General features: G+C 58.8%; 28 protein-coding genes and 2 tRNA genes. 28 read left to right on the forward strand and 2 right to left on the reverse strand.

What is annotated here, in order from left to right; all coding sequences use genetic code 11:
- Positions 1 to 449: 449 nt before the first annotated feature.
- The 13 genes from ACSBQT_RS10805 (at position 450) to ACSBQT_RS10865 (ending at position 6,085) form a co-directional block, all read left to right on the forward strand.
- Positions 450 to 794, forward strand: a complete 345-nt coding sequence (locus ACSBQT_RS10805; RefSeq protein ID WP_435001733.1) for a hypothetical protein — start codon at positions 450 to 452, stop codon at positions 792 to 794.
- A complete protein-coding gene (locus ACSBQT_RS10810) occupies positions 791 to 1,171 on the forward strand; it encodes a hypothetical protein (RefSeq protein WP_435001734.1) in 381 nt (126 codons plus the stop codon). Before ACSBQT_RS10805 ends, ACSBQT_RS10810 begins: the two co-directional genes overlap by 4 nt.
- A 56-nt stretch (positions 1,172 to 1,227) precedes the next feature.
- Positions 1,228 to 1,740 carry a single-stranded DNA-binding protein gene (locus ACSBQT_RS10815; protein ID WP_435001735.1) on the forward strand — a complete coding sequence of 171 codons (513 nt, stop codon included), beginning with the start codon at positions 1,228 to 1,230 and terminating at the stop codon, positions 1,738 to 1,740.
- Positions 1,741 to 1,847: 107 nt separating this feature from the next.
- The gene (locus ACSBQT_RS10820) at positions 1,848 to 2,288 is read left to right on the forward strand and encodes a hypothetical protein (protein ID WP_435001736.1); all 441 of its coding nucleotides are present in this window, start codon (positions 1,848 to 1,850) and stop codon (positions 2,286 to 2,288) included.
- The gene (gene thyX, locus ACSBQT_RS10825) at positions 2,281 to 2,955 is read left to right on the forward strand and encodes an FAD-dependent thymidylate synthase (RefSeq protein WP_435001737.1); all 675 of its coding nucleotides are present in this window, start codon (positions 2,281 to 2,283) and stop codon (positions 2,953 to 2,955) included. The genes ACSBQT_RS10820 and thyX overlap by 8 nt, the downstream gene beginning before the upstream one ends.
- The gene (locus ACSBQT_RS10830) at positions 2,952 to 3,395 is read left to right on the forward strand and encodes a hypothetical protein (RefSeq protein ID WP_435001738.1); all 444 of its coding nucleotides are present in this window, start codon (positions 2,952 to 2,954) and stop codon (positions 3,393 to 3,395) included. Before thyX ends, ACSBQT_RS10830 begins: the two co-directional genes overlap by 4 nt.
- On the forward strand, positions 3,392 to 3,613 hold the full coding sequence (locus ACSBQT_RS10835; protein ID WP_435001739.1) for a hypothetical protein: 222 nt from the start codon (positions 3,392 to 3,394) through the stop codon (positions 3,611 to 3,613). The genes ACSBQT_RS10830 and ACSBQT_RS10835 overlap by 4 nt, the downstream gene beginning before the upstream one ends.
- Positions 3,614 to 4,225: 612 nt before the next feature.
- Complete coding sequence (locus tag ACSBQT_RS10840; RefSeq protein ID WP_435001740.1) at positions 4,226 to 4,468, forward strand: hypothetical protein; 243 nt, start codon at positions 4,226 to 4,228, stop codon at positions 4,466 to 4,468.
- On the forward strand, positions 4,468 to 4,785 hold the full coding sequence (locus ACSBQT_RS10845; RefSeq protein WP_435001741.1) for a hypothetical protein: 318 nt from the start codon (positions 4,468 to 4,470) through the stop codon (positions 4,783 to 4,785). The genes ACSBQT_RS10840 and ACSBQT_RS10845 overlap by 1 nt, the downstream gene beginning before the upstream one ends.
- Positions 4,785 to 5,378 carry a hypothetical protein gene (locus ACSBQT_RS10850; RefSeq protein WP_435001742.1) on the forward strand — a complete coding sequence of 198 codons (594 nt, stop codon included), beginning with the start codon at positions 4,785 to 4,787 and terminating at the stop codon, positions 5,376 to 5,378. The genes ACSBQT_RS10845 and ACSBQT_RS10850 overlap by 1 nt, the downstream gene beginning before the upstream one ends.
- The gene (locus tag ACSBQT_RS10855; protein WP_139468050.1) at positions 5,375 to 5,554 is read left to right on the forward strand and encodes a hypothetical protein; all 180 of its coding nucleotides are present in this window, start codon (positions 5,375 to 5,377) and stop codon (positions 5,552 to 5,554) included. Before ACSBQT_RS10850 ends, ACSBQT_RS10855 begins: the two co-directional genes overlap by 4 nt.
- Positions 5,555 to 5,884: 330 nt before the next feature.
- Positions 5,885 to 5,956 (forward strand) — tRNA-Thr (locus tag ACSBQT_RS10860).
- 56 nt (positions 5,957 to 6,012) lie between these two features.
- A tRNA-Trp gene (locus ACSBQT_RS10865) sits at positions 6,013 to 6,085 on the forward strand.
- 13 nt (positions 6,086 to 6,098) lie between these two features.
- On the opposite strand, the gene ACSBQT_RS10870 is transcribed toward ACSBQT_RS10865, so the two are convergent.
- Positions 6,099 to 6,770 carry a hypothetical protein gene (locus ACSBQT_RS10870; RefSeq protein WP_435001743.1) on the reverse strand — a complete coding sequence of 224 codons (672 nt, stop codon included), beginning with the start codon at positions 6,768 to 6,770 and terminating at the stop codon, positions 6,099 to 6,101.
- A gap of 212 nt (positions 6,771 to 6,982) precedes the next feature.
- Here ACSBQT_RS10870 and ACSBQT_RS10875 point away from each other — a divergent pair, with 212 nt between their 5' ends.
- A complete protein-coding gene (locus ACSBQT_RS10875; RefSeq protein WP_435001744.1) occupies positions 6,983 to 7,423 on the forward strand; it encodes a hypothetical protein in 441 nt (146 codons plus the stop codon).
- A gap of 61 nt (positions 7,424 to 7,484) precedes the next feature.
- On the opposite strand, the gene ACSBQT_RS10880 is transcribed toward ACSBQT_RS10875, so the two are convergent.
- Entirely contained in the window at positions 7,485 to 7,733 is a 249-nt protein-coding gene (locus ACSBQT_RS10880) for a hypothetical protein (RefSeq protein ID WP_435001745.1), read from the reverse strand.
- A gap of 222 nt (positions 7,734 to 7,955) precedes the next feature.
- Between ACSBQT_RS10880 and ACSBQT_RS10885 the strand changes: the two genes are divergently transcribed.
- From ACSBQT_RS10885 to ACSBQT_RS10950, 14 genes are all read left to right on the forward strand, one after another.
- Positions 7,956 to 8,258 (forward strand): HNH endonuclease, encoded by a 303-nt coding sequence (locus tag ACSBQT_RS10885; RefSeq protein ID WP_435001746.1) that lies wholly within the window; start codon positions 7,956 to 7,958, stop codon positions 8,256 to 8,258.
- Positions 8,259 to 8,503: 245 nt separating this feature from the next.
- Positions 8,504 to 8,785, forward strand: coding sequence for a hypothetical protein (locus ACSBQT_RS10890; RefSeq protein ID WP_139468054.1), 282 nt, complete (start codon positions 8,504 to 8,506; stop codon positions 8,783 to 8,785).
- Complete coding sequence (locus ACSBQT_RS10895; protein ID WP_435001747.1) at positions 8,742 to 10,211, forward strand: hypothetical protein; 1,470 nt, start codon at positions 8,742 to 8,744, stop codon at positions 10,209 to 10,211. The genes ACSBQT_RS10890 and ACSBQT_RS10895 overlap by 44 nt, the downstream gene beginning before the upstream one ends.
- A gap of 12 nt (positions 10,212 to 10,223) precedes the next feature.
- Positions 10,224 to 11,666, forward strand: coding sequence for a phage portal protein (locus ACSBQT_RS10900; RefSeq protein WP_435001748.1), 1,443 nt, complete (start codon positions 10,224 to 10,226; stop codon positions 11,664 to 11,666).
- Positions 11,663 to 12,517, forward strand: a complete 855-nt coding sequence (locus tag ACSBQT_RS10905) for a hypothetical protein (RefSeq protein WP_435001749.1) — start codon at positions 11,663 to 11,665, stop codon at positions 12,515 to 12,517. Before ACSBQT_RS10900 ends, ACSBQT_RS10905 begins: the two co-directional genes overlap by 4 nt.
- 68 nt (positions 12,518 to 12,585) lie before the next feature.
- On the forward strand, positions 12,586 to 13,035 hold the full coding sequence (locus ACSBQT_RS10910; RefSeq protein ID WP_435001750.1) for a hypothetical protein: 450 nt from the start codon (positions 12,586 to 12,588) through the stop codon (positions 13,033 to 13,035).
- A 9-nt stretch (positions 13,036 to 13,044) separates the two neighbouring features.
- Positions 13,045 to 14,019 (forward strand): hypothetical protein, encoded by a 975-nt coding sequence (locus tag ACSBQT_RS10915; RefSeq protein ID WP_435001751.1) that lies wholly within the window; start codon positions 13,045 to 13,047, stop codon positions 14,017 to 14,019.
- Positions 14,020 to 14,122: 103 nt separating this feature from the next.
- The gene (locus tag ACSBQT_RS10920; protein ID WP_435001752.1) at positions 14,123 to 14,602 is read left to right on the forward strand and encodes a hypothetical protein; all 480 of its coding nucleotides are present in this window, start codon (positions 14,123 to 14,125) and stop codon (positions 14,600 to 14,602) included.
- Positions 14,590 to 14,937: a hypothetical protein gene (locus tag ACSBQT_RS10925; protein WP_435001753.1), complete on the forward strand. Its 348-nt coding sequence runs from the start codon at positions 14,590 to 14,592 to the stop codon at positions 14,935 to 14,937. The genes ACSBQT_RS10920 and ACSBQT_RS10925 overlap by 13 nt, the downstream gene beginning before the upstream one ends.
- A 240-nt stretch (positions 14,938 to 15,177) precedes the next feature.
- Complete coding sequence (locus ACSBQT_RS10930; protein WP_435001754.1) at positions 15,178 to 15,588, forward strand: hypothetical protein; 411 nt, start codon at positions 15,178 to 15,180, stop codon at positions 15,586 to 15,588.
- A gap of 12 nt (positions 15,589 to 15,600) precedes the next feature.
- On the forward strand, positions 15,601 to 16,218 hold the full coding sequence (locus ACSBQT_RS10935; RefSeq protein WP_435001755.1) for a phage tail protein: 618 nt from the start codon (positions 15,601 to 15,603) through the stop codon (positions 16,216 to 16,218).
- A gap of 55 nt (positions 16,219 to 16,273) precedes the next feature.
- Complete coding sequence (locus ACSBQT_RS10940) at positions 16,274 to 16,546, forward strand: hypothetical protein (protein WP_435001756.1); 273 nt, start codon at positions 16,274 to 16,276, stop codon at positions 16,544 to 16,546.
- A 72-nt stretch (positions 16,547 to 16,618) separates the two neighbouring features.
- A complete protein-coding gene (locus ACSBQT_RS10945; protein WP_139468063.1) occupies positions 16,619 to 16,918 on the forward strand; it encodes a hypothetical protein in 300 nt (99 codons plus the stop codon).
- Between the two features lie 44 nt (positions 16,919 to 16,962).
- Entirely contained in the window at positions 16,963 to 17,301 is a 339-nt protein-coding gene (locus ACSBQT_RS10950; protein ID WP_435001757.1) for a hypothetical protein, read from the forward strand.
- Positions 17,302 to 17,304: the final 3 nt, after the last annotated feature.

The raw sequence follows: 17,304 nt of genomic DNA on the forward strand, positions 1-17,304 counted from the left end.
TCGTTTCGGCGGGTCTATGGCTTCGGATTGTCCCCGACTTGTCCCCTGGGGACACCGAAGGGACAGATCGGGACGCGGAGGGGACAGGCGTGGGACGGTCCGGGGACGGTGAAAAGTACGGGCCTCAAGAGGCTGGGTATCAGTTCCGCAACTGGGACGAATACCAGCCGACGAGGACCGAAACGGAAGAGCGGCGGCGCAAAGAACGCGAGAAAAAGCGCAATCAGCGACGCGGCCCAAACGGCAAATTCGCAGGTCAAGGGCATGTCCCCGAGTTGTCCCCTGGGGACGCACAGGGGGACACCTTGGGGAGTCCCCCTCATGTCCCTCGGGAGTCTGCCGTCCCCGTCCCGTCCCGTCCCGTCCCGTCCCCTAGTAATACATCGTCGGGATTCGCTGAAGCTCACCCGGACGCCGCGCAACTGATCGACTGGCTGAATGCTCAGGTGGTGGACAACGGCTTCAAGGCACCGGCTGACACGAAAGCGAATCGTGATGCAGCTCGACTGCTGCTCACTCGTGACGGCGTTGAACCTGAACGGGCTAAGGCTGTGGCGTCGTGGGCTTTGAATGACGAGTTTTGGCGCACGAACATCAGATCGTTCTCAAAGTTTCGGGAGAAGTTCGAAACGCTTGAGGCTCAGATGCAGCGACCGCAACGAGGGTCGGGGCCGATGACGTTCGATGAACAGCGCAATCGGGCAAACAACGATCTGTTCATGGAGATTGCAGAAAGCGCGGCAGGGGGTGAGGTTTGGAGCGTCGATTCGTGGAACAGGCAAATAGCACAATGAGGATTCTCGTTTCTGCAGAACGACGTCAATCTGACAAGTTCGAGATTCGCCTTTTGGCTATGGCTATGTCGAAGTATCCACAGTTCGAGCCTCAGGACTATGAGGCAGGGATCGTGGCTTATCACTCTCAGCACCGTGACCGGAACATGAAGGTGGGAGACGTGATCGACGGCGCACGGCGTGCGTATGCGAAGCGCACTGAGGTGAGGGCGATTGATTCGGGGGTGCCGGATGCGGTGCCCCGACCGTCGAACTATCGGCAGTTGCGGTTTCAGTATGAGCAGATCAATCGAGAGTTCAAGGCTCAGGGGGTCATCCCGACCACTGAGGACTTACTGCGTGAGCACGCTAGGCGTGTGCGAGAACAGAACAGCTAACCCGCTTTGGCGGGATTTTTTATGCCCGGAAACGGGCGAGATTGGAGAAACGAAACATGGCATTGCCGACGATTGACAACTTTTTCACGCTGACGGGTGACCCTGAAATGCGGTTCTCGCCTTCAGGCAAGGGGGTGTGTTCGTTCAACGTGGCCGCGAATAAGCCGAAGCGTGAGAACGGGCAGATCGTGAAGGACGAGCGCGGCTACCCCGTGAACGATAAGACGCTGTACCTGAATTGTGTTGCGTTCGGGCAGCTCGGGGAAATGATCGCTGAGCAGGCGGGGAGCGGTTCGTCCGTCCGTCTTGTCGGTGACCTTGAGACTCAACAGTGGGCGGACAAGAACACGGGCGAGAAGCGTTCGAAGGTTCAGCTTGTCGTTGACTTCGCTCGCGTCATCCTGCGCCGGAATCAGGGCCAGGGCGGCAATCAGGGCGGCGGGTTCGCGCAGGGCGGCTACAGCGGCCAGGAACACGCACCACAGGGCGGTTGGGGCCAGAATCCCGACCAGTGGGCGAACTCGAATGGCCCCGCGCAGGGTGGCTTCTCGGACGAACCGCCTTTCTAGTCTGATTCGCACAAAACCACCGCAAAACAGCGTTTGTAGGGCGTGGATGCGTAATCGTGCATCCACGCCCTTTTCAGCGCCTAGAAACGCAGATTTTGGAGACCACCATGAGATACCAGGAAAAAGTTGAACAGTTCATGCTCGCCGGGGACCAGGACGCACCACTGACGCCGACGATTCCCGACGCGAACACGGCGTGGCTGCGCATGAACATGCTGATTTCGGAACTGAACGAGTACAAAGAAGCGAAGTCGGCTTGCACCTACGCCGGGTTGAACCTCGGCACAGACCGCACCACCGCGCAACAGGCCGCGCTCGTGAACATGGCTGACGCGCTCGCGGACATGGTTGATGTCATCTACGGGACCGCTGCCGCGTATGGGATCGACCTAGACAACGTGCTGGACATTGTTCATGACGCGAACATGCGCAAGCTCGTTGACGGCAAGGTCGTTAAGGACGAGCACGGGAAGATTCAGAAGCCGGACGGCTGGACCCCGCCTGAGCCTGAGATTCGGGCGGCCATGTTCGGGGGTCCGAATGCCTGACTTCAGCAGTGAAATCACAGTCAAGCACATTGACTCAATGGGGGATGATGCGCGGATCGCCTCGGCGGCGCGCGTGTCCACGAAAGGGCTTGACGGCGACGGCGGGAAGGTTGCGGGGCTGGTGCGTGCGCTTATGCGTGAGGGGCACACTAGCCCGTTCGAGCATTGCGTGATGACGGTCAGTGTGGAAGCCCCGATTTTCGTCGCCCGTGAGTGGATGCGGCACCGCACGCAGTCTTATTCGGAGATTTCGGCACGCTACACAACGCTTCAGCCGAAGTTCTACAGGCCGAATGAGGACCGCCCAATCGTGCAGACGGGCAAAGCTCTCGACTACCACCGCGAAGAGGGCACGATTCGGCAGGTCGTCGTCACCGAGCATCGGCATAAGTGGACCGAAGAGGAAGCGTGGAAGAACTACGAATCCATGCTTTCTGAGGGTGTGGCGAATGAGGTTGCGCGCAACGTCCTGCCGGTGTCGGTCTACACACAGTTCTGGGCGACGGCGAACCTCGGGAATTGGTTCAAGTTCCTGACGCTCAGGGACGCGCCGAACGCACTGTTTGAGATTCGGCAGGGTGCGCAACAGGTGGACGCACTCATTGAGGAATTGTGGCCGATTGCATGGCGCGCATTCCACGACTTCAACGGAAAGGAAGAGCAATGAAGGTTGCAATCTTGGACAGCGAAGGACGGCTAATGCTGTTCCGTAATCCGGAGCGAATCACTGAGACATGGTGGGACGGCAAATGCTCAATCGAGGCGAAGATGAAGGCGGACAACAGTGGGATCGTCTTCGAGTCCTTCAAGAGCGCGTCAGCGAAGCTGCTCACTGAGTATTTCGAAGTAGGCGAGGCGCCCGGACGCACGATCACAGAGAGCAGAATCACCGAAGCGTTCGGGCCAGAGTACATGGCCTGGGCGCGTATGTGCCTGTCTCGTATCGGCATCACCGTCGTCCCGGACCCGGAACCGACACCCCGGCAGCGTCTCGAAGCCCTGATCTTCGATAAGTGGGGTGACCGCGACGATGCTCAGAACATCACGGACGCGATTGTCGCTGAGTTCGACGTAAGCGTGAAAGCACCGGGAGGCGACGAATCATGAAGAAGGAAACCGTTGATGCGCTCATGGCGCAACGCGAAGCCATGCAAGAGAGCCTGACTGAAGCGATCAGGGAAGTCTCGGAGCGCGCCTGGAATGAGGGCTATGCGGCGGGGTACGAGCACGGTGACCCGCTTGGAGATGTGGACTTACCGCCGTCGAATCCGTACACGGTCGAAGCCGTGGAACGGGCGAAGCGAGAGGTCGAACAATGGGAGTGAGATTCGAGCTAGTGCCCTACCCTGCACTGTCGCGCAATGGTCTCTATTTCGAATGGCGTCCCGTGCCGGTCCGATTTTGCGACTACTGCGAACGACGGTACGCAGACGATCCGCTCGGTATGTGCCGGGAATGCTGGGACGCGTTTGATGCTCTCGCGAATAGGATCAGCGCGGCGTCGGTCATGTACCTGACCGTAGAGCAGTTGGCCGGACTCGGGTACAGACCGAAATTTCGTCGGTTCCGCTACGGCAAACCCTGGCACCACCACCTATCACCACACGAAAGGAAACGTTATGGCCTGCACGCCTAAGCCGGTCCGGCGCGAACAGAAACGCGACGCCGCATTCATCCGGCACCTGCTCAAGACAGGACGGTTGAAGATAACCCGGTTCCACGACCTGCACACGAACACAGTCACCGTGTATTTGAGCTTCACGAATGAACCGGATTGAACGACTGCTGCTGATCTGGCCGGCATGGGTGTGGGCGCACACTCTGAGCCTGTATCAGCGGATCACAATGAAATGACATTCAGACCCTTCGGGGTCATTTCTTATGCCCCGGCCTTCCACCGTGAGGGCCGGGGCGACCTTATGCCTGAAAGGGGCACCATGAAACCGATCATCGAAATTACTGCCGCGCACGTCGGCAAACAGCTACGGATCGTGGACCAGCACCTCAGCGTTGAGGGCACCCTCGCGTCATTGCGCGTGTGGTCAGAGTCAGAGGAAATCCGGGAAGCATTCGGGCGTCTGGTCAAGACCATGACCGCGCTGTTTGTCGAAATCGAGGTTGCCGGAATTGACGGCACGACTCAACTCACCCGTCAGGCCGAATTCGAGGTGATCGAGTAATGCGCAAGTTCATTCGCACCGAACTGTTAACCCATGAGCAGATCATGGCCTTCTGCGACGAAGCCGAACGGCAGGGGTGCCGGATCAGAATGTCCCCCGCCGATGACAACCCGGTAACCATTCACGGCACCCGCCGCCGCGCATGCCTCACCTGGGACGCATGGCGACCGGAGCCGCGCAACTCACGGCAGACCGGCACCTTGTGGCCTAAACCCTTGCCCGTGTCGTGGATCGAGAACGGCATTCCCCGCCGAAAAATCACCCGTGCGATCCGATACCCGCAGCGCCTCATCGACGCTCTCAAGATTGGAGACTGATGGATTATCCCGAAGCCCTCAAACAAGCCCCCTCGCTGGTCGCGGAGCTACGAAAGAGGATTACGCCGGAAAAGGGCGAGAAGCCCGAACGATCAGCACCCTCACAGAAGCCGTCAGCCCCGCTCAACATTCACGCCATGGCCGACTGTGACAGCATCTACTCACTGCTGTATCGGCACGCGGAGAACGTCGCGGACCTGCTGGGCGGGACCATGCCGACAGTGCCAATCGTGGGGGACTGGGAGCCTGTCGGACTGCCTGCCGGGGTGGAGCCGGACACAGCTTATGACCACGCGCTGAAGCTCGCCCGGTATCTGGAGCATCAAACCCACCTCGTCCCGATCAACTGGCAAGCCAAGATCGCCCGCGAAATCGTCAAGACGGTGGCGCGACTGACGGAACGATACCCCACACACGAACAGCCGGAACTGCTCAATGCGCGGTGCCGGGAGTGTGAACGGCTCAACCTGTACCGCTACGCGCCGAAACGATACAAGGCTGATGAACGGTTCAAATGCGGATCATGCGGCCTGATCCACACCGCCGAAGAGGTGGCAGCGCAGAAGCTTAAACGAGAGGACGAAATCAAATGATCACCCGTTCAGCTACAGCAGTCCTCAACAACGTGGACCTTGCCACGATCAACGACAGGGGCACCGCCGTTGTGATGATCGACGGCAGAGAGCACTTCATGACGGCGGATGAACTGAAAGACATGTGGGCAAAGCTGGGGGTGCTCATTCGGGAGTTCAACAAATGGAATGGATGACCCAAGAGAAAGCAATGCGATTCCACGGCGTAACGGTACAAACGCTTCGCCGGTGGGTCAGAGATTACGGAATGCGCCGAAGAGTCAAAGACGGCAGAGTTCATTACCATTCCGACGATTTGGAAGCTGCGGAATACAGGGGCCGGCACCGTGGAGAAAACCCGCCCTGGCGCTAATTTTCCCCCGATCCTGTAAGCTGTAGCCCTACGCGAATTTCTTAACGAAACAATTGGTTTGACAGCATTCGCAAAGCACAATCCCGGAGCCTATGGGTACAGGCTCGCGGGATTATTTTTATGCCCTCTCGCGGTCGTGCGTGGGAGGGCATACGGTTCATTAGCTCAACAGGCAGAGCGGCGGTCTTGTAAACCGCTGGCGGGGGTTCGAGTCCTCCATGAACCTCGGGGCGGTTTCGCGGTAACCGGCCAGACCAAAACCGCGCACCCCTGCGGGGGTTAGTCGTTCTAGCTCAAACGGTAGAGCAGTGGTCTCCAAAACCATTGGTTCGGGGTTCGAATCCTCGGGGCGGCGCAGAAGTTGGCTTTCAGTCGTCCCGCTGGTTCTTCCGAATCGTGTTCTGGATCTTGTCAACGGCTTTTGTTAGATCCTTGATCGAGCTTCGAACGTGGTGCAGAGAACCGTCAGGAGCATCTTTTGACTGCCGAAGTTGATTGAGGTCAATCTGTAGCTCAAGCGGCGGAAGGGGGCCACTTGGGCCTTCGCCTTCGATCCGAATTTGGCGCACTTGTGGGGCGTCCTCTGACATAAGCTCATGGCCCGGTCCTACGTTCCAACGAATCACCCGGCCTGGAGATATTGAGCGGAGTCCATCGGCCAATTGCTGCTGAACGCTCGCAATCTTATCTGAGTTCTGGGCGTTCCCTGGTAGCGGCGGGTCGATGCTTACTTTTACGTTGTGAGCGACCGTAGGGCCGGAATTGCCAACGACGAGGTCCACAGTTGACCCGCGTTGCATGTCTGGCTGTAAATCCGCCCAAACATACGGTTGCATAGAGTCACGGGCTATCTGGCGTTGCAGCCTGGTCTGTTGTTCCGCCGTAGCAACTTGTTTGCGCTGAATCCGTGTTTGTTGCTTTTGGATTGCTGTTTGAGCAGCCGACTCTTTCGCTTGTTTTGCCGTGGACCAGGCTGCCCAGATTGCGAAAGCAGCGGAAATTCCAGAAACTCCTAGCGCGATGATTGCGACGGCTAGCATGACTCACTCTTTCACTTTGATGCGGATATAGGGCGGCCTCCCCCGCCACATGCCTAGCTTCGCACTGTTCACTGAGTATTTGAAACCTCTAAGCATTCGATTGTCCCGGCGACGCTTGCCTTCACTGGCGCGAACCGGGAATGCCCCGGCCCGTGTCTGTGGTGGTTCACGGGCCGGGGCGACCAAACCACTACAGATGATAGGTTCATTAGATGAAGAAAACACTCACTATCACCGCCGTTGCCGCCGCCCTCGCACTCACAGGCTGCGGATCAGATGACACCAGCAACGAAGCTGACACCGCACCTGAGACCACCGAGGCGGACACCTCAGGCACAGAGGAAGCCGAAGCCACTGCCGCCGATGTGCAGAAGAAGCTCGATGTGTTCTTTGACTCGTGCGATTGGCAGGACCACGGCACAGACTCAACCCCGATCATGTACTCATGTGAGAGTGAAGAGCTGTTCATTCTCGCGGGGGATAAGTCCGAAGTGAAGGTGACCACTCAGTCCGTTGCTGACAAGATCGAATCCCCAGTGTTCGCCACAATCACAGACACCTATTCCGTGTATGCCGCGGACAAGGGAAAGATCAATCAAGCATGGGATGTGCTCGGGGCTGACCCCGACGCTAAGCCTCACGAAGTGAAGTAATAGAGGAATAGATCGGCCTCCTGAGAGAAACACTCAGGGGGCCGAACTGTTGTGCAGATAATTAGTCGAGCACCGGACTACCTGCGTGCGTGGTCTCAAAATCTACCGTCTCAAGGTAGACGGATACCGTGTACCGGTTTGGATCGTCCTTATAAATCAAATGCCACACTTCAGCGACCTCATAAGGGATTCCGTCAACCTGAACATAGCTGCCCTTGGCTGGTACCGTATCGATGCCGGATCGCACTAACGTTCCCGCGCCGGGAGCAATGTAGTGAATCGAATGCAGCTTCTGACTGTCCTCGCTCATGCCTTATCCATTTCCTCTCTCGTTCTAGCCGCGCCGCACTTAGAGCAGACCCAGTGATAACCACTGTCCCTGAACTGTTCCGAAGTGAGATGCAGCGGCTTGTCAGCCCATGCCTTTCGCATACGGCCACCACACACAGGGCACACAGTCATAGTGAAACCAATCTGTAGAAGGTGCCCCAACTGTAGTCCAAATCACTGACACGCGGACAGGCGGTGAGGCATGGCAACCTCACGCACAGGTACAGGCAAATGGAAACGTGTTCGAGCTGAAGCAATCAAGAGAGCACGAGACAACGGACTCACCCGCTGCCCTTCATGCCGAACACCACTCGACTACGAATGGTCAAAGAGACCCAACAGCGCCGAAGCTGACCACATCATCCCTCACGCACGAGGGGGCACCGACACCCTAGACAACGTGCAAGTCATCTGCCGCCTATGCAACCAAACCAAAGGTGCAGGCACAAAGCGCAAGAGACGCACAGGCAAAAGGGTAGAACCAACAACCCGCGTCCCATGGTGATTCCACAGGGGTATCAAACACAGGTACAGGCCGGGTAATCATCCGGGGTATTTCCGAGGTACAGAAACCGGGGTACAGACTCAGGGTAATCCGGGGTGACAAAACCGGGGTGACCCAGGGGGTATCCGGTCCCCCAACCGCAGACTTCGGCCCCCCGGCATTGCGCTCTCTCCCTGACTTCAATTCCACATTGTGGAGGTTTTTCCACATCTGATCTGCCTTTGTGAGGGCCGTTAGGGGGTGCTGTGGCGGATAAGAAGAAGCGCGTGGACTATTCCAGCATTTCGGCAGCTATCGCGCATGGTGATCGCCTGGACGAGCTGAGAGCGATTCATCGTCGGCTCGCAAAAGTCATGGATGACGATAAAACACTTGCTCGGGATATTGCTTCTGTGTCGCGCCGTCAGCTCGAAGTGTCTCGTGAAATCGCTGAGCTTGAGGCCGAATTAGCGGCGGCAGAAGAGGTGGAGGTGAGCAACGAAAATGTTGTTGACGCAGAATCCACCTTCCGACCCGAAGCCATTTGATCGGAAGCTGTCTGAGGTTGCTAAGCACCTTGTGATTCCTTCGGGGATCGAAAAAACCGAATGGCCGTCTGTGGCTCGACAGTTGCAGCGCATGGACTGGCCGGTGGATAAGTGGCAGGAGAATCTTTGCACGGTTGCAACGGGCCTGCGCTCAGACGGCATGTATGCGTGCGGGGTCGGCGGTCTCGTGCTGTCGATTCCTCGGCAGGTCGGCAAGACGTACACAATCGGCGGTCTCGTGTTCGCGCTGTGTCTGGCGAAGCCGGGAATGCTCGTGCTGTGGACGGCGCACCGGGCGAGGACGCATAACGAGACGTTCCGCGACATGGCATCGAAAGCCGAATCCGCTTCGGTGAAGCCGTTCGTTGAGAATGTGCGCCGGTCGAACGGTGAGCAAGAAATCGAGTTCAAGAACGGTTCTCGAATCCTCTTCGGTGCCCGTGAGAACGGTTTCGGGCGTGGCTTCAAACAGGTGGACATTCTTGTCCTGGACGAAGCTCAAATCCTGACGCTCAAGGCCATGGAAGATATGGTCCCGGCGACTAACGCTGCCCCTAATGGTCTCGTGCTCATGATGGGCACACCGCCGCGACCGAACGATCCGGGCGAGGTGTTCACCGATCGTCGTGAAGCCGCCCTATCGGGTGAGGACGAGGACGTTCTCTATGTCGAAATGTCGGCTGACGAGGACGCTAACCCGAATGATCGGGAACAGTGGGCGAAAGCTAACCCGTCCTACCCGCACCGAACTTCTGAGACCGCGATTCTGCGTATGCGCAAGCTGCTCGGTTCGATTCAGTCGTTCATGCGTGAGGGGCTGGGCATTTGGGACAAGCAAAGCAAGGGCCGGAAAGCCTTCATTGCCGCCACATGGGATTCTCGCGCTGCTGAGCCGATCACTGACGGGATTATGTCGTTCGGTGTGAAGTTCTCCGCTGACGGCGCTGAAGTCGGCCTAGCCGGGGCGATTAAAGACGATGACGGGCGAATCCACATTGAGGGCATCAGGCAAGCCCCGATGACGGACGGCACCCAATGGCTTGTGGACTTCCTGGTCGAACGGAAAGACCGGGCCGCGCAAATCGTGATCGACGGCAAGAGCGGTGTCGGCTATCTCGTCAATGCTCTTCGCGCTGAGCGCGTGGGCGCGAAGGTCATTCTTGTTCCGACTCTCGATCAGGTCATCACCTATCACTCAATGCTTGACCGCGCTATCACTCAGGGCGAGGCCACTCATTCGGGTGATCCCGATTTCGACGCTCAAGCCAAGTCCGCCGTCCGACGCAAGATCGGCAACAACGGCGGGTTCGGGTGGGAAGCCCCCACTGAGGACGGGTCAGTGACCCTTTTGGACTCGGGCACGCTCGCATTCGGCGGCGCGAAAACTTCCAAGCGGCGTCCTGGCCGCAAGCAATCTTTCCTTTAGAGGGGGTGCCTTATGGCGTGGACCGCCGATGATGTTTCGAACCTCAGAGTTCTGAACGCTTACGAACGTGAACTTTCCACGATTCGCGCCTTGCTCGAAGTGTGGCGGAGCAAGTGGCCGAAGAACGTTAGACGGTCGCTGTATTACGACACTGAGCAGGCTTTCAAAGACCTTGGAATCGCTCTCCCGCCTCAGTTGAAAAAGGCGAAGTTCGTTCTGGGCTGGGGGACGCAGGCTGTGAAGAAACCGGCCATGCGCTCGCAGTTCGAGGGGCTGCGCTTACCGGGGTCGGACGATCCTTTCGACCTGAACGAGATTCTTATTCAGAACCGTTTCCCGCTGGAATTCTCGCAGGCGAACGTTTCCGCCTGCACTCACGGCATGTCCCTTGTGACTGTAGCCAAGGGTGGAGCGGGCGAATCGCCCGTGCAGATTCAAGCGCATTCGGCGGAATCGTCGGCGGCGTTGTGGGATCGACGCAAGCGGCGGCTTGGTTCGGCGTTGACGGTCGGCAACATCAAGGATGACCGGCCTACAGAGTTCGTCGTGTACCTGCCTGACGTAGTGCTCGAGTGCACCTACTCGAAAGGCACGGGGTGGGTTGCAAGACGTCACCCGAACACAATTGGCCGCGTGTTGGCCGTGCCGATTGCTCACGACCCACAGCTTCGCCGCCCGTTCGGGCGCTCGCGTCTCACGAATTCCGTCATGGCCCTGTGCGACATGGCTGTCCGCGCTTACGTGCGCATGGAAGCTAACGCAGAGTTCTACTCGACACCTCAGATTGCCCTTCTGGGCGTCGATCCTGAATCGTTCGATGGGCAAATGTCGGAGTCCATGAAGTTCAAGCTCGCCATGGACCGTTTGCTTGCGTTGACGAAGGACGCTGACGGCGAAAAACCCGAACTGACTCAGCTTTCGCAGGCATCCATGGCACCTCATTCGGACATGCTGCGCACTGTCGCCATGGCGTTCAGCGGTGAGACGGGAATCCCGCCTTCGTCTCTGGGCATCATTCACGATCAGCCCTCTTCGGCTGAAGCTATCCGGGCGAACGAGCACGACATGCTCGTTGACGTGACCTATCAGAACAAGTTCGTTCTGTCTGACGCTGTGCGCGAGATTGCAATTCTCGCGGTCATGGTCAGGGACGGGCTGAAGGAAGTTCCCGCTGAGGCGTGGAGCCTTTCGTCTCGGTTCGCTGACCCTGAGTTTCAATCACTGTCGGCTCAATCGGATTCGGTGCAGAAGCTCGCTTCGCAAATGCCGGTCCTGGCACAGTATCCGGTCCTATTGGAACGCATTTTCAGTGATGACGAGGTGGAGCGGATTCGCGCCGATCAGCGGCGTTCCACGGTATCTGAGTTCATGCGCCAGATTCAGGAACGGTCGGAGAATTCGTCCCGCGTTGAGGAAGCCGCCGCTGCTGGTGCGGCTCGGCAGGTCGAAGAATGATTGACTACACGATAACGCTCGGCTACGCGACTCTTCTGGATCAGCTAAGCAAGCACGCCCTAGCTGAACTTGATCGCCTATTCGGGGCCGTCTCGGACTTCTCAGACCGCGAAAAGGTCGAAGCCTTCATGGACCTGATGCCGGAGCTTGGCAACAAGTACGGTGCTGCGTCCTCCGAGGTGTCGGCAGAGTTCTTTGACGAACTGAATCAGATTCAAGAGGTCAAACGGCCCATCAGCCCGGAATCGTTCGTGGAAATGCCCCCGTCATACTGGCATTCGCTTGTCGGCTGGGGCACTTCTGACGGTTTCGCAGACTGGGCGAAGATCGCCGGGGGACTCACACGGCGGTTATCGGAAATGTCAGCGGACACGATGATCGGCAACGCCGAATTGCAGGGCGGTCTTTCCGCCCAACGAGTGCCCCGAATCGGGTGCTGCGCGTTCTGTTCCATGCTGGCGTCTCGCGGGGCCGTCTACACCCCCGGTTCGGCTGGCGGTGTTGTTGGCCGTGGCCGTCCGATTGGCTCGCACAAGCAGGCGAAGGGCATTCGCCCCCGTGGTGCTCGAAGGATGGGCGAGGACTATCACGACAATTGTCGGTGCCGTGTGGTCACGGTGACAGCGAACAACTCGGTTCAGCTCTCGAAAGAAGCTGACCGGCATTTCGAACTGTATGAGGAAGCTCGGGACAAGGTGAATTCCGGCCTTGAGCTGAACGTCATTCAGTCCCGCGCCGGAGGCTCTCTCAAGAACGAATATGAGTGGATCGACGCCTCAGGCGAATCCCGTCCAGCCAAGGACAAAACGAACGAGATCGTCAAATACATGCGCCACAAACTCGGCGCGTAAAACCCCACAGATTTCCAAGCCCCGCACGGGGCTTTTTTAATGCCGCACGGCAGAAAGGCGGATTGGTTATGGACTATGAAGCGGAATACAACAAGCTCAAGACGGAATTCGACGCGCTCAAGGGTGAAGCCCGGAAGTGGGAAGACCGGAGCAAGAGCAATTATGACGAATTGCAGAAGGCTCAGGAAGCCCTCACCGAACGGGATCAGGCCGTCAAGGATGCGACAACCCGAATCACTGAGCTTGAGAGCACGAATGGCGAACTGAGTTCGAAGCTCGACCTGATCGACCAGGAGAAGGCGCACGCCGCACTGGTCAAGGAAGTTGCTGAAGCATCGGGCGTCGATGCGTCCGCATTGCGCGGAGCGACGAAGGAAGAGCTCGAATCTCACGCGGAAACGCTCAAGACCGTTTTCCAGCCGTCCGCGCCTGTCATCGAAGGTCAGGCAAACACACCGGGCGAACAGCCCTCAGACCCCGAACGTGAAGCCGTCCGGGGTCTTTTTGGCAACGACTAAGGAGTAATTATGGCCGTGTTCGGCACAAATGAGGCAAAGGTGCTCATGCCTCGCACCATTGCAGACGGGATGATCACTGAATCCCGCACCGAATCGACTGTTGCAGCCCTTTCGGGCCGTGAGCCTCAGCGGTTTGGTGAAACCGACTACATCATCTTCAACGACTTCCCGCGTGCGGAATTCGTGGAGGAAGGCGCAGACAAGGGTTCGACCACTGGCGGTTACGATTCGGTGACTTCCAAGCCCCGTAAGGCTCAGGTCACCATGCGCTTCAATCAGGAAGTCCAGTGGGCCTCTGAGGATCACCAGCTTTCGATCCTGTCGGACCTCGCTGGGGCTGGAAAGGTCGCGCTTGCGCGTGCCCTTGACCTCGGCCTGTACCACCGAATCAACCCCCTGACCGGCAACACGATTTCCAACTGGGACAACTATGTTGCCGCCACGAAGAACCGTGTGGCCCTCAGTGCCGACGTTGACGCGGATCAGACGATCCGTAAGGCCGCTGGCCTTCTGCTCAACCCCGCGAACGGCAACCCGAAGGCCGTCAACGGTCTCGCGATTGACCCTCAGCTCGCGTGGGCACTCGGTGAGCTTCAGACGAAGCTCGCAAACGGTGACCCTTCGGGCATTCAGCGTTACCCACAGCTCGGGCTGGGCGCACAGGTGCAGAACTTCCTCGGCCTGAACGCCGCACAGGGCGACACCGTTTCCGGTCGGCCCGAAGCCGCCGAAGACACCGGAGTCCGAGGAATCCTCGGCGACTTCCGTAACGGACTTCGCTGGGGCGTTCAGCGCGAACTGCCGGTTGAACTGATTCGTTTCGGTGACCCGGACGGACAGGGCGACCTGAAGCGCAAGAACCAGATCGCGCTTCGCCTGGAAATCGTTTACGGCTGGTACGCCTTCACTGACCGCTTCGCGCTGGTCACCACGGCTGGCGACGGAAACGACGCAGGCGAGGGTGACGCGTCGGGGGAAGCCTGACGCCGGGGGATAGTACGTTCCCCGGCGAACGCACTTTCCCTTCTGCTGACTGATCGAGTGCCCCGGCCTTCTGGTCGGGGCCGGTCACAGGAAGGGGGTTCTGATGGCTGAAGTACAGCCTTTCCCGTTCGCCACGCTGGACGAGCTGAAAGCGCGCTGGCCGGACTTCCCGGTCGGAGCTGAAAAGTACGCGGAGACGCTGCTAGAGGACGGGTCACAGTTCATTTTGGACGTGTGCCCCTCGGCGGCGAACGCGTCTGAAGCGACACGGCGAAGGGTACTGTGCGCGGTCGTGAAGCGGCGCATGGATGCCGAACAGTCGGACCTTGCTGGGCTTGCCTCGGCGTCAACGACTACGGGGCCGTTCGCGGAGTCCGTAACCCCGGCGAATCCTGACGGTGATTTCTTCCTGAAGAAGTCGGAACGTCGGTCGCTGGGCGAAGGGCAGCAGAAGGCGTTCGGCGTGAAGATTGCTGATGCCGGCTGTGTCGATCATCGTCCATGGTGCTCGCTCGCGTTCGGCGCGGCTTACTGCTCTTGCGGGGCGGACCTGACTTTGGAGGGGCCGCTATGGGAAGCGTGAGGCACCGTGGCGGCGAGACGGTTATTCTTCACCCGCTCGTTGAAGGTGCTGAGGACGCGCACGGCAACCCTGTTGAGGAATGGGGGCCGGGGGTTGAGCGCGAATGGTGCGCGATTGAACCGCGTGTGCAAGAGGTGGACAACGAGCTAGGCCGCTCGGCGGTCGTGTACGGGTTCACCGTCTATGACACGTTCGATTCCCCGGTGACTGACCGTGACGAAATGACCGTGCGCGGCATTCGTTGCAAGGTGGACGGCGAGATTGCGCGCTGGCGTAACCCGTTCACGGGTCAGGCGAAGGGGTCTGTCATCACTTTGAAGCGGGTGGACGGGTGAGCAAGCGAATCAAACTCAACAACAAAGGTTTCCGTGCCCTGCGCACGTCTCCCGGCGTGAAGCGTGACCTTCTGAAGCGCGCTCAGCGCGTGGCTGAAGCTGCGGGGGATGGGTTCGAAGCTCGCGAATCGCCTAGCTCTAACCGCGCTCGCGCAACAGTCGGAACGCGTACAGCGAAGGCGCGCCGGAAACAGTCGAAGGACAACGTTCTCCAGCGTGCCCTATCTGCCGGGAGGTGACATGGAAACGCTCGTGTTCCCGGACGGCAAAGCCCTGCTGATCGCGTGGCTGAAACAGCTAACGGGCCTCACTGTCGCCTCTGCGGTTCCCAGAACGCGTCCTGACGAGTTCATAAAGGTTCAGGACGCGGGAATGCAGCGCGTGGACCGTCATATCCGAGAACTGTCGTTCACGCTCGAATTCTGGGCGAAGGCAACCACTCGTGCCTATGGCATCGGGGCGGCTGTCCTCGCCTATTTCGAGTCCGTGGACGCTTTGGACGGCGTGACGGTCTACCGCCCCCGCGACTGGGGTCCACCTGTCGAGCTACCCGATGAATCGGGTCAACCCCGATATACGGCGACGGTCTCATTTCGCCTCAAATCAAGCCCCCTCAGTGGGGCTTTTTTCTTGCCCGAAACCGGGCGGTAAGGAGTTTTCAAAATGGCTGGTGTTACAGCAAGCGCAAACGTTTCGGTTGGCAAGCCGAATCTGCGCGTCTCGGGCGGTATTCTTCGCGCCCCTCTAGGCTCGGAGCGTCCGACTGATCCTGACGGTGCCCTTGATTCGGCTTACGAGTCTGCGGGGTACGTCGGCGAGGACGGCGTTACCGAAGCGTCGGAACGGTCCACTGAGGATATTCGCGCATGGGGCGGCATCAAGGTGCGCACCGTGCAGACCGAATACGGGACTACCCTCACGTTCACATTCATTGAGTCCCGCCGTGCGCTGGTGCTCAAGTCCGTGTTCGGTGAGAGCAACGTGACCATTGACCCGAAGGGCTTTATCAAGGTTCGGCGCAATGAGACGCCGCTTGAGTCCGCTCAGTGGGTCGTGGACATGAAGGACGGCGACCGTGGAGCACGCCGTCTCGACGTGGGCAACGGTCAGATCACTGAGGTTGGCGACATTTCCTATGTGGACGGTGAAGCCATTTCCTATGAGGTCACCATGTCCTGCGACCCGGACGATAACGGCGACACCCTGATCGAGTACGTCACTGACCCTGATTTCCAGGGCGGCAACGACGGCAGCGAAGGCGACGATTCGGGGGAAGCCTGACGCCGGGTGACACCACGTTTCCCGGCGACAACCTATTTCCAGAAGGGGATAAGTAATGGCATTCGAGCCTGACAAGTGGATAGACGGCGAGGACGGCGGGACACCGATCACCGCCGCTGAGCTGAACCGCATCGAGTCGGCTGGGGCGGCGAAAGCCGCTAAGGGCGACAAGGGCGACAAAGGCGACCCTGGCGCTGACGGCAAGGACGGCGCGAAGGGAGCCAAGGGGGATAAGGGCGACCCCGGCGCGGATGGTTTCGGTACTGAAGAGCAGTACAACGATCTTGTTTCGCGCATTGAAGCTCTTGAGGGTGCAGTCGCAGGCTGACTCTCTCTTTTCTGGCCGGGGGTGATTTCGCCCCCGGCCACCACCATTTTTGTTTGAAAGGAAACACCACACATGACCACCGCAAAGAAGAGCATGGCCCCGAAGCGCAAGGGCAAGAAGCAGTACAGCCTTGTCACGTTCGAGTTCGAAGGGTTCGAAGGCGAGTTCACTATGCCGAAGCTCGGCGGAGTGCCTATCGGCATTCTGTCCGCGCTGGACGAAGGCGAAATGGCGAAGTTCCGCAAGTTCCTTGACGAGTACGCGCCGGGAACATCTGAGGCGTTCATGGACATGGACAGCGACGAGCTGGGCGACTTCATGAAGGCTTGGAGTGAGGCGTCCGGGGATGATACGGGGAAATCTACCAACTGATCGCCCTTGTCAAAGATCACCCTCATGCGCTGAATGCGGACCTGATGACGATTGGTTATCGGGTCCGTGACCTTGACGATTTCGAGTCCGGCCTAACGGTCGGGGACATGCTTGATTTCGTTGAGCACGCGCATGAGGGCATGGCGATTTATCGCATTCTCAACCCTGACTGGTCTTGGAGCCTCACGAATCTTCTGCTCGCGGAAATGCTCGACGCTCAGGTGTTGTGGCGTTGGGTTGACGGGGGCAAGCGGGGGCCGAAGCCGAAGCCTATCCCGCGTCCGGGTGTCACTGAGACGCACACGAAGAGCTACACGGTTTCGGAGACTTCCACGGTTGACGAGATTGATGAATGGCTGAAGGGCCGCGTGAAAACGGGGTAACCA

It is taken from the genome of Brevibacterium sp. H602, assembly GCF_051172395.1.
Classification (GTDB): Bacteria; Actinomycetota; Actinomycetes; order Actinomycetales; family Brevibacteriaceae; genus Brevibacterium.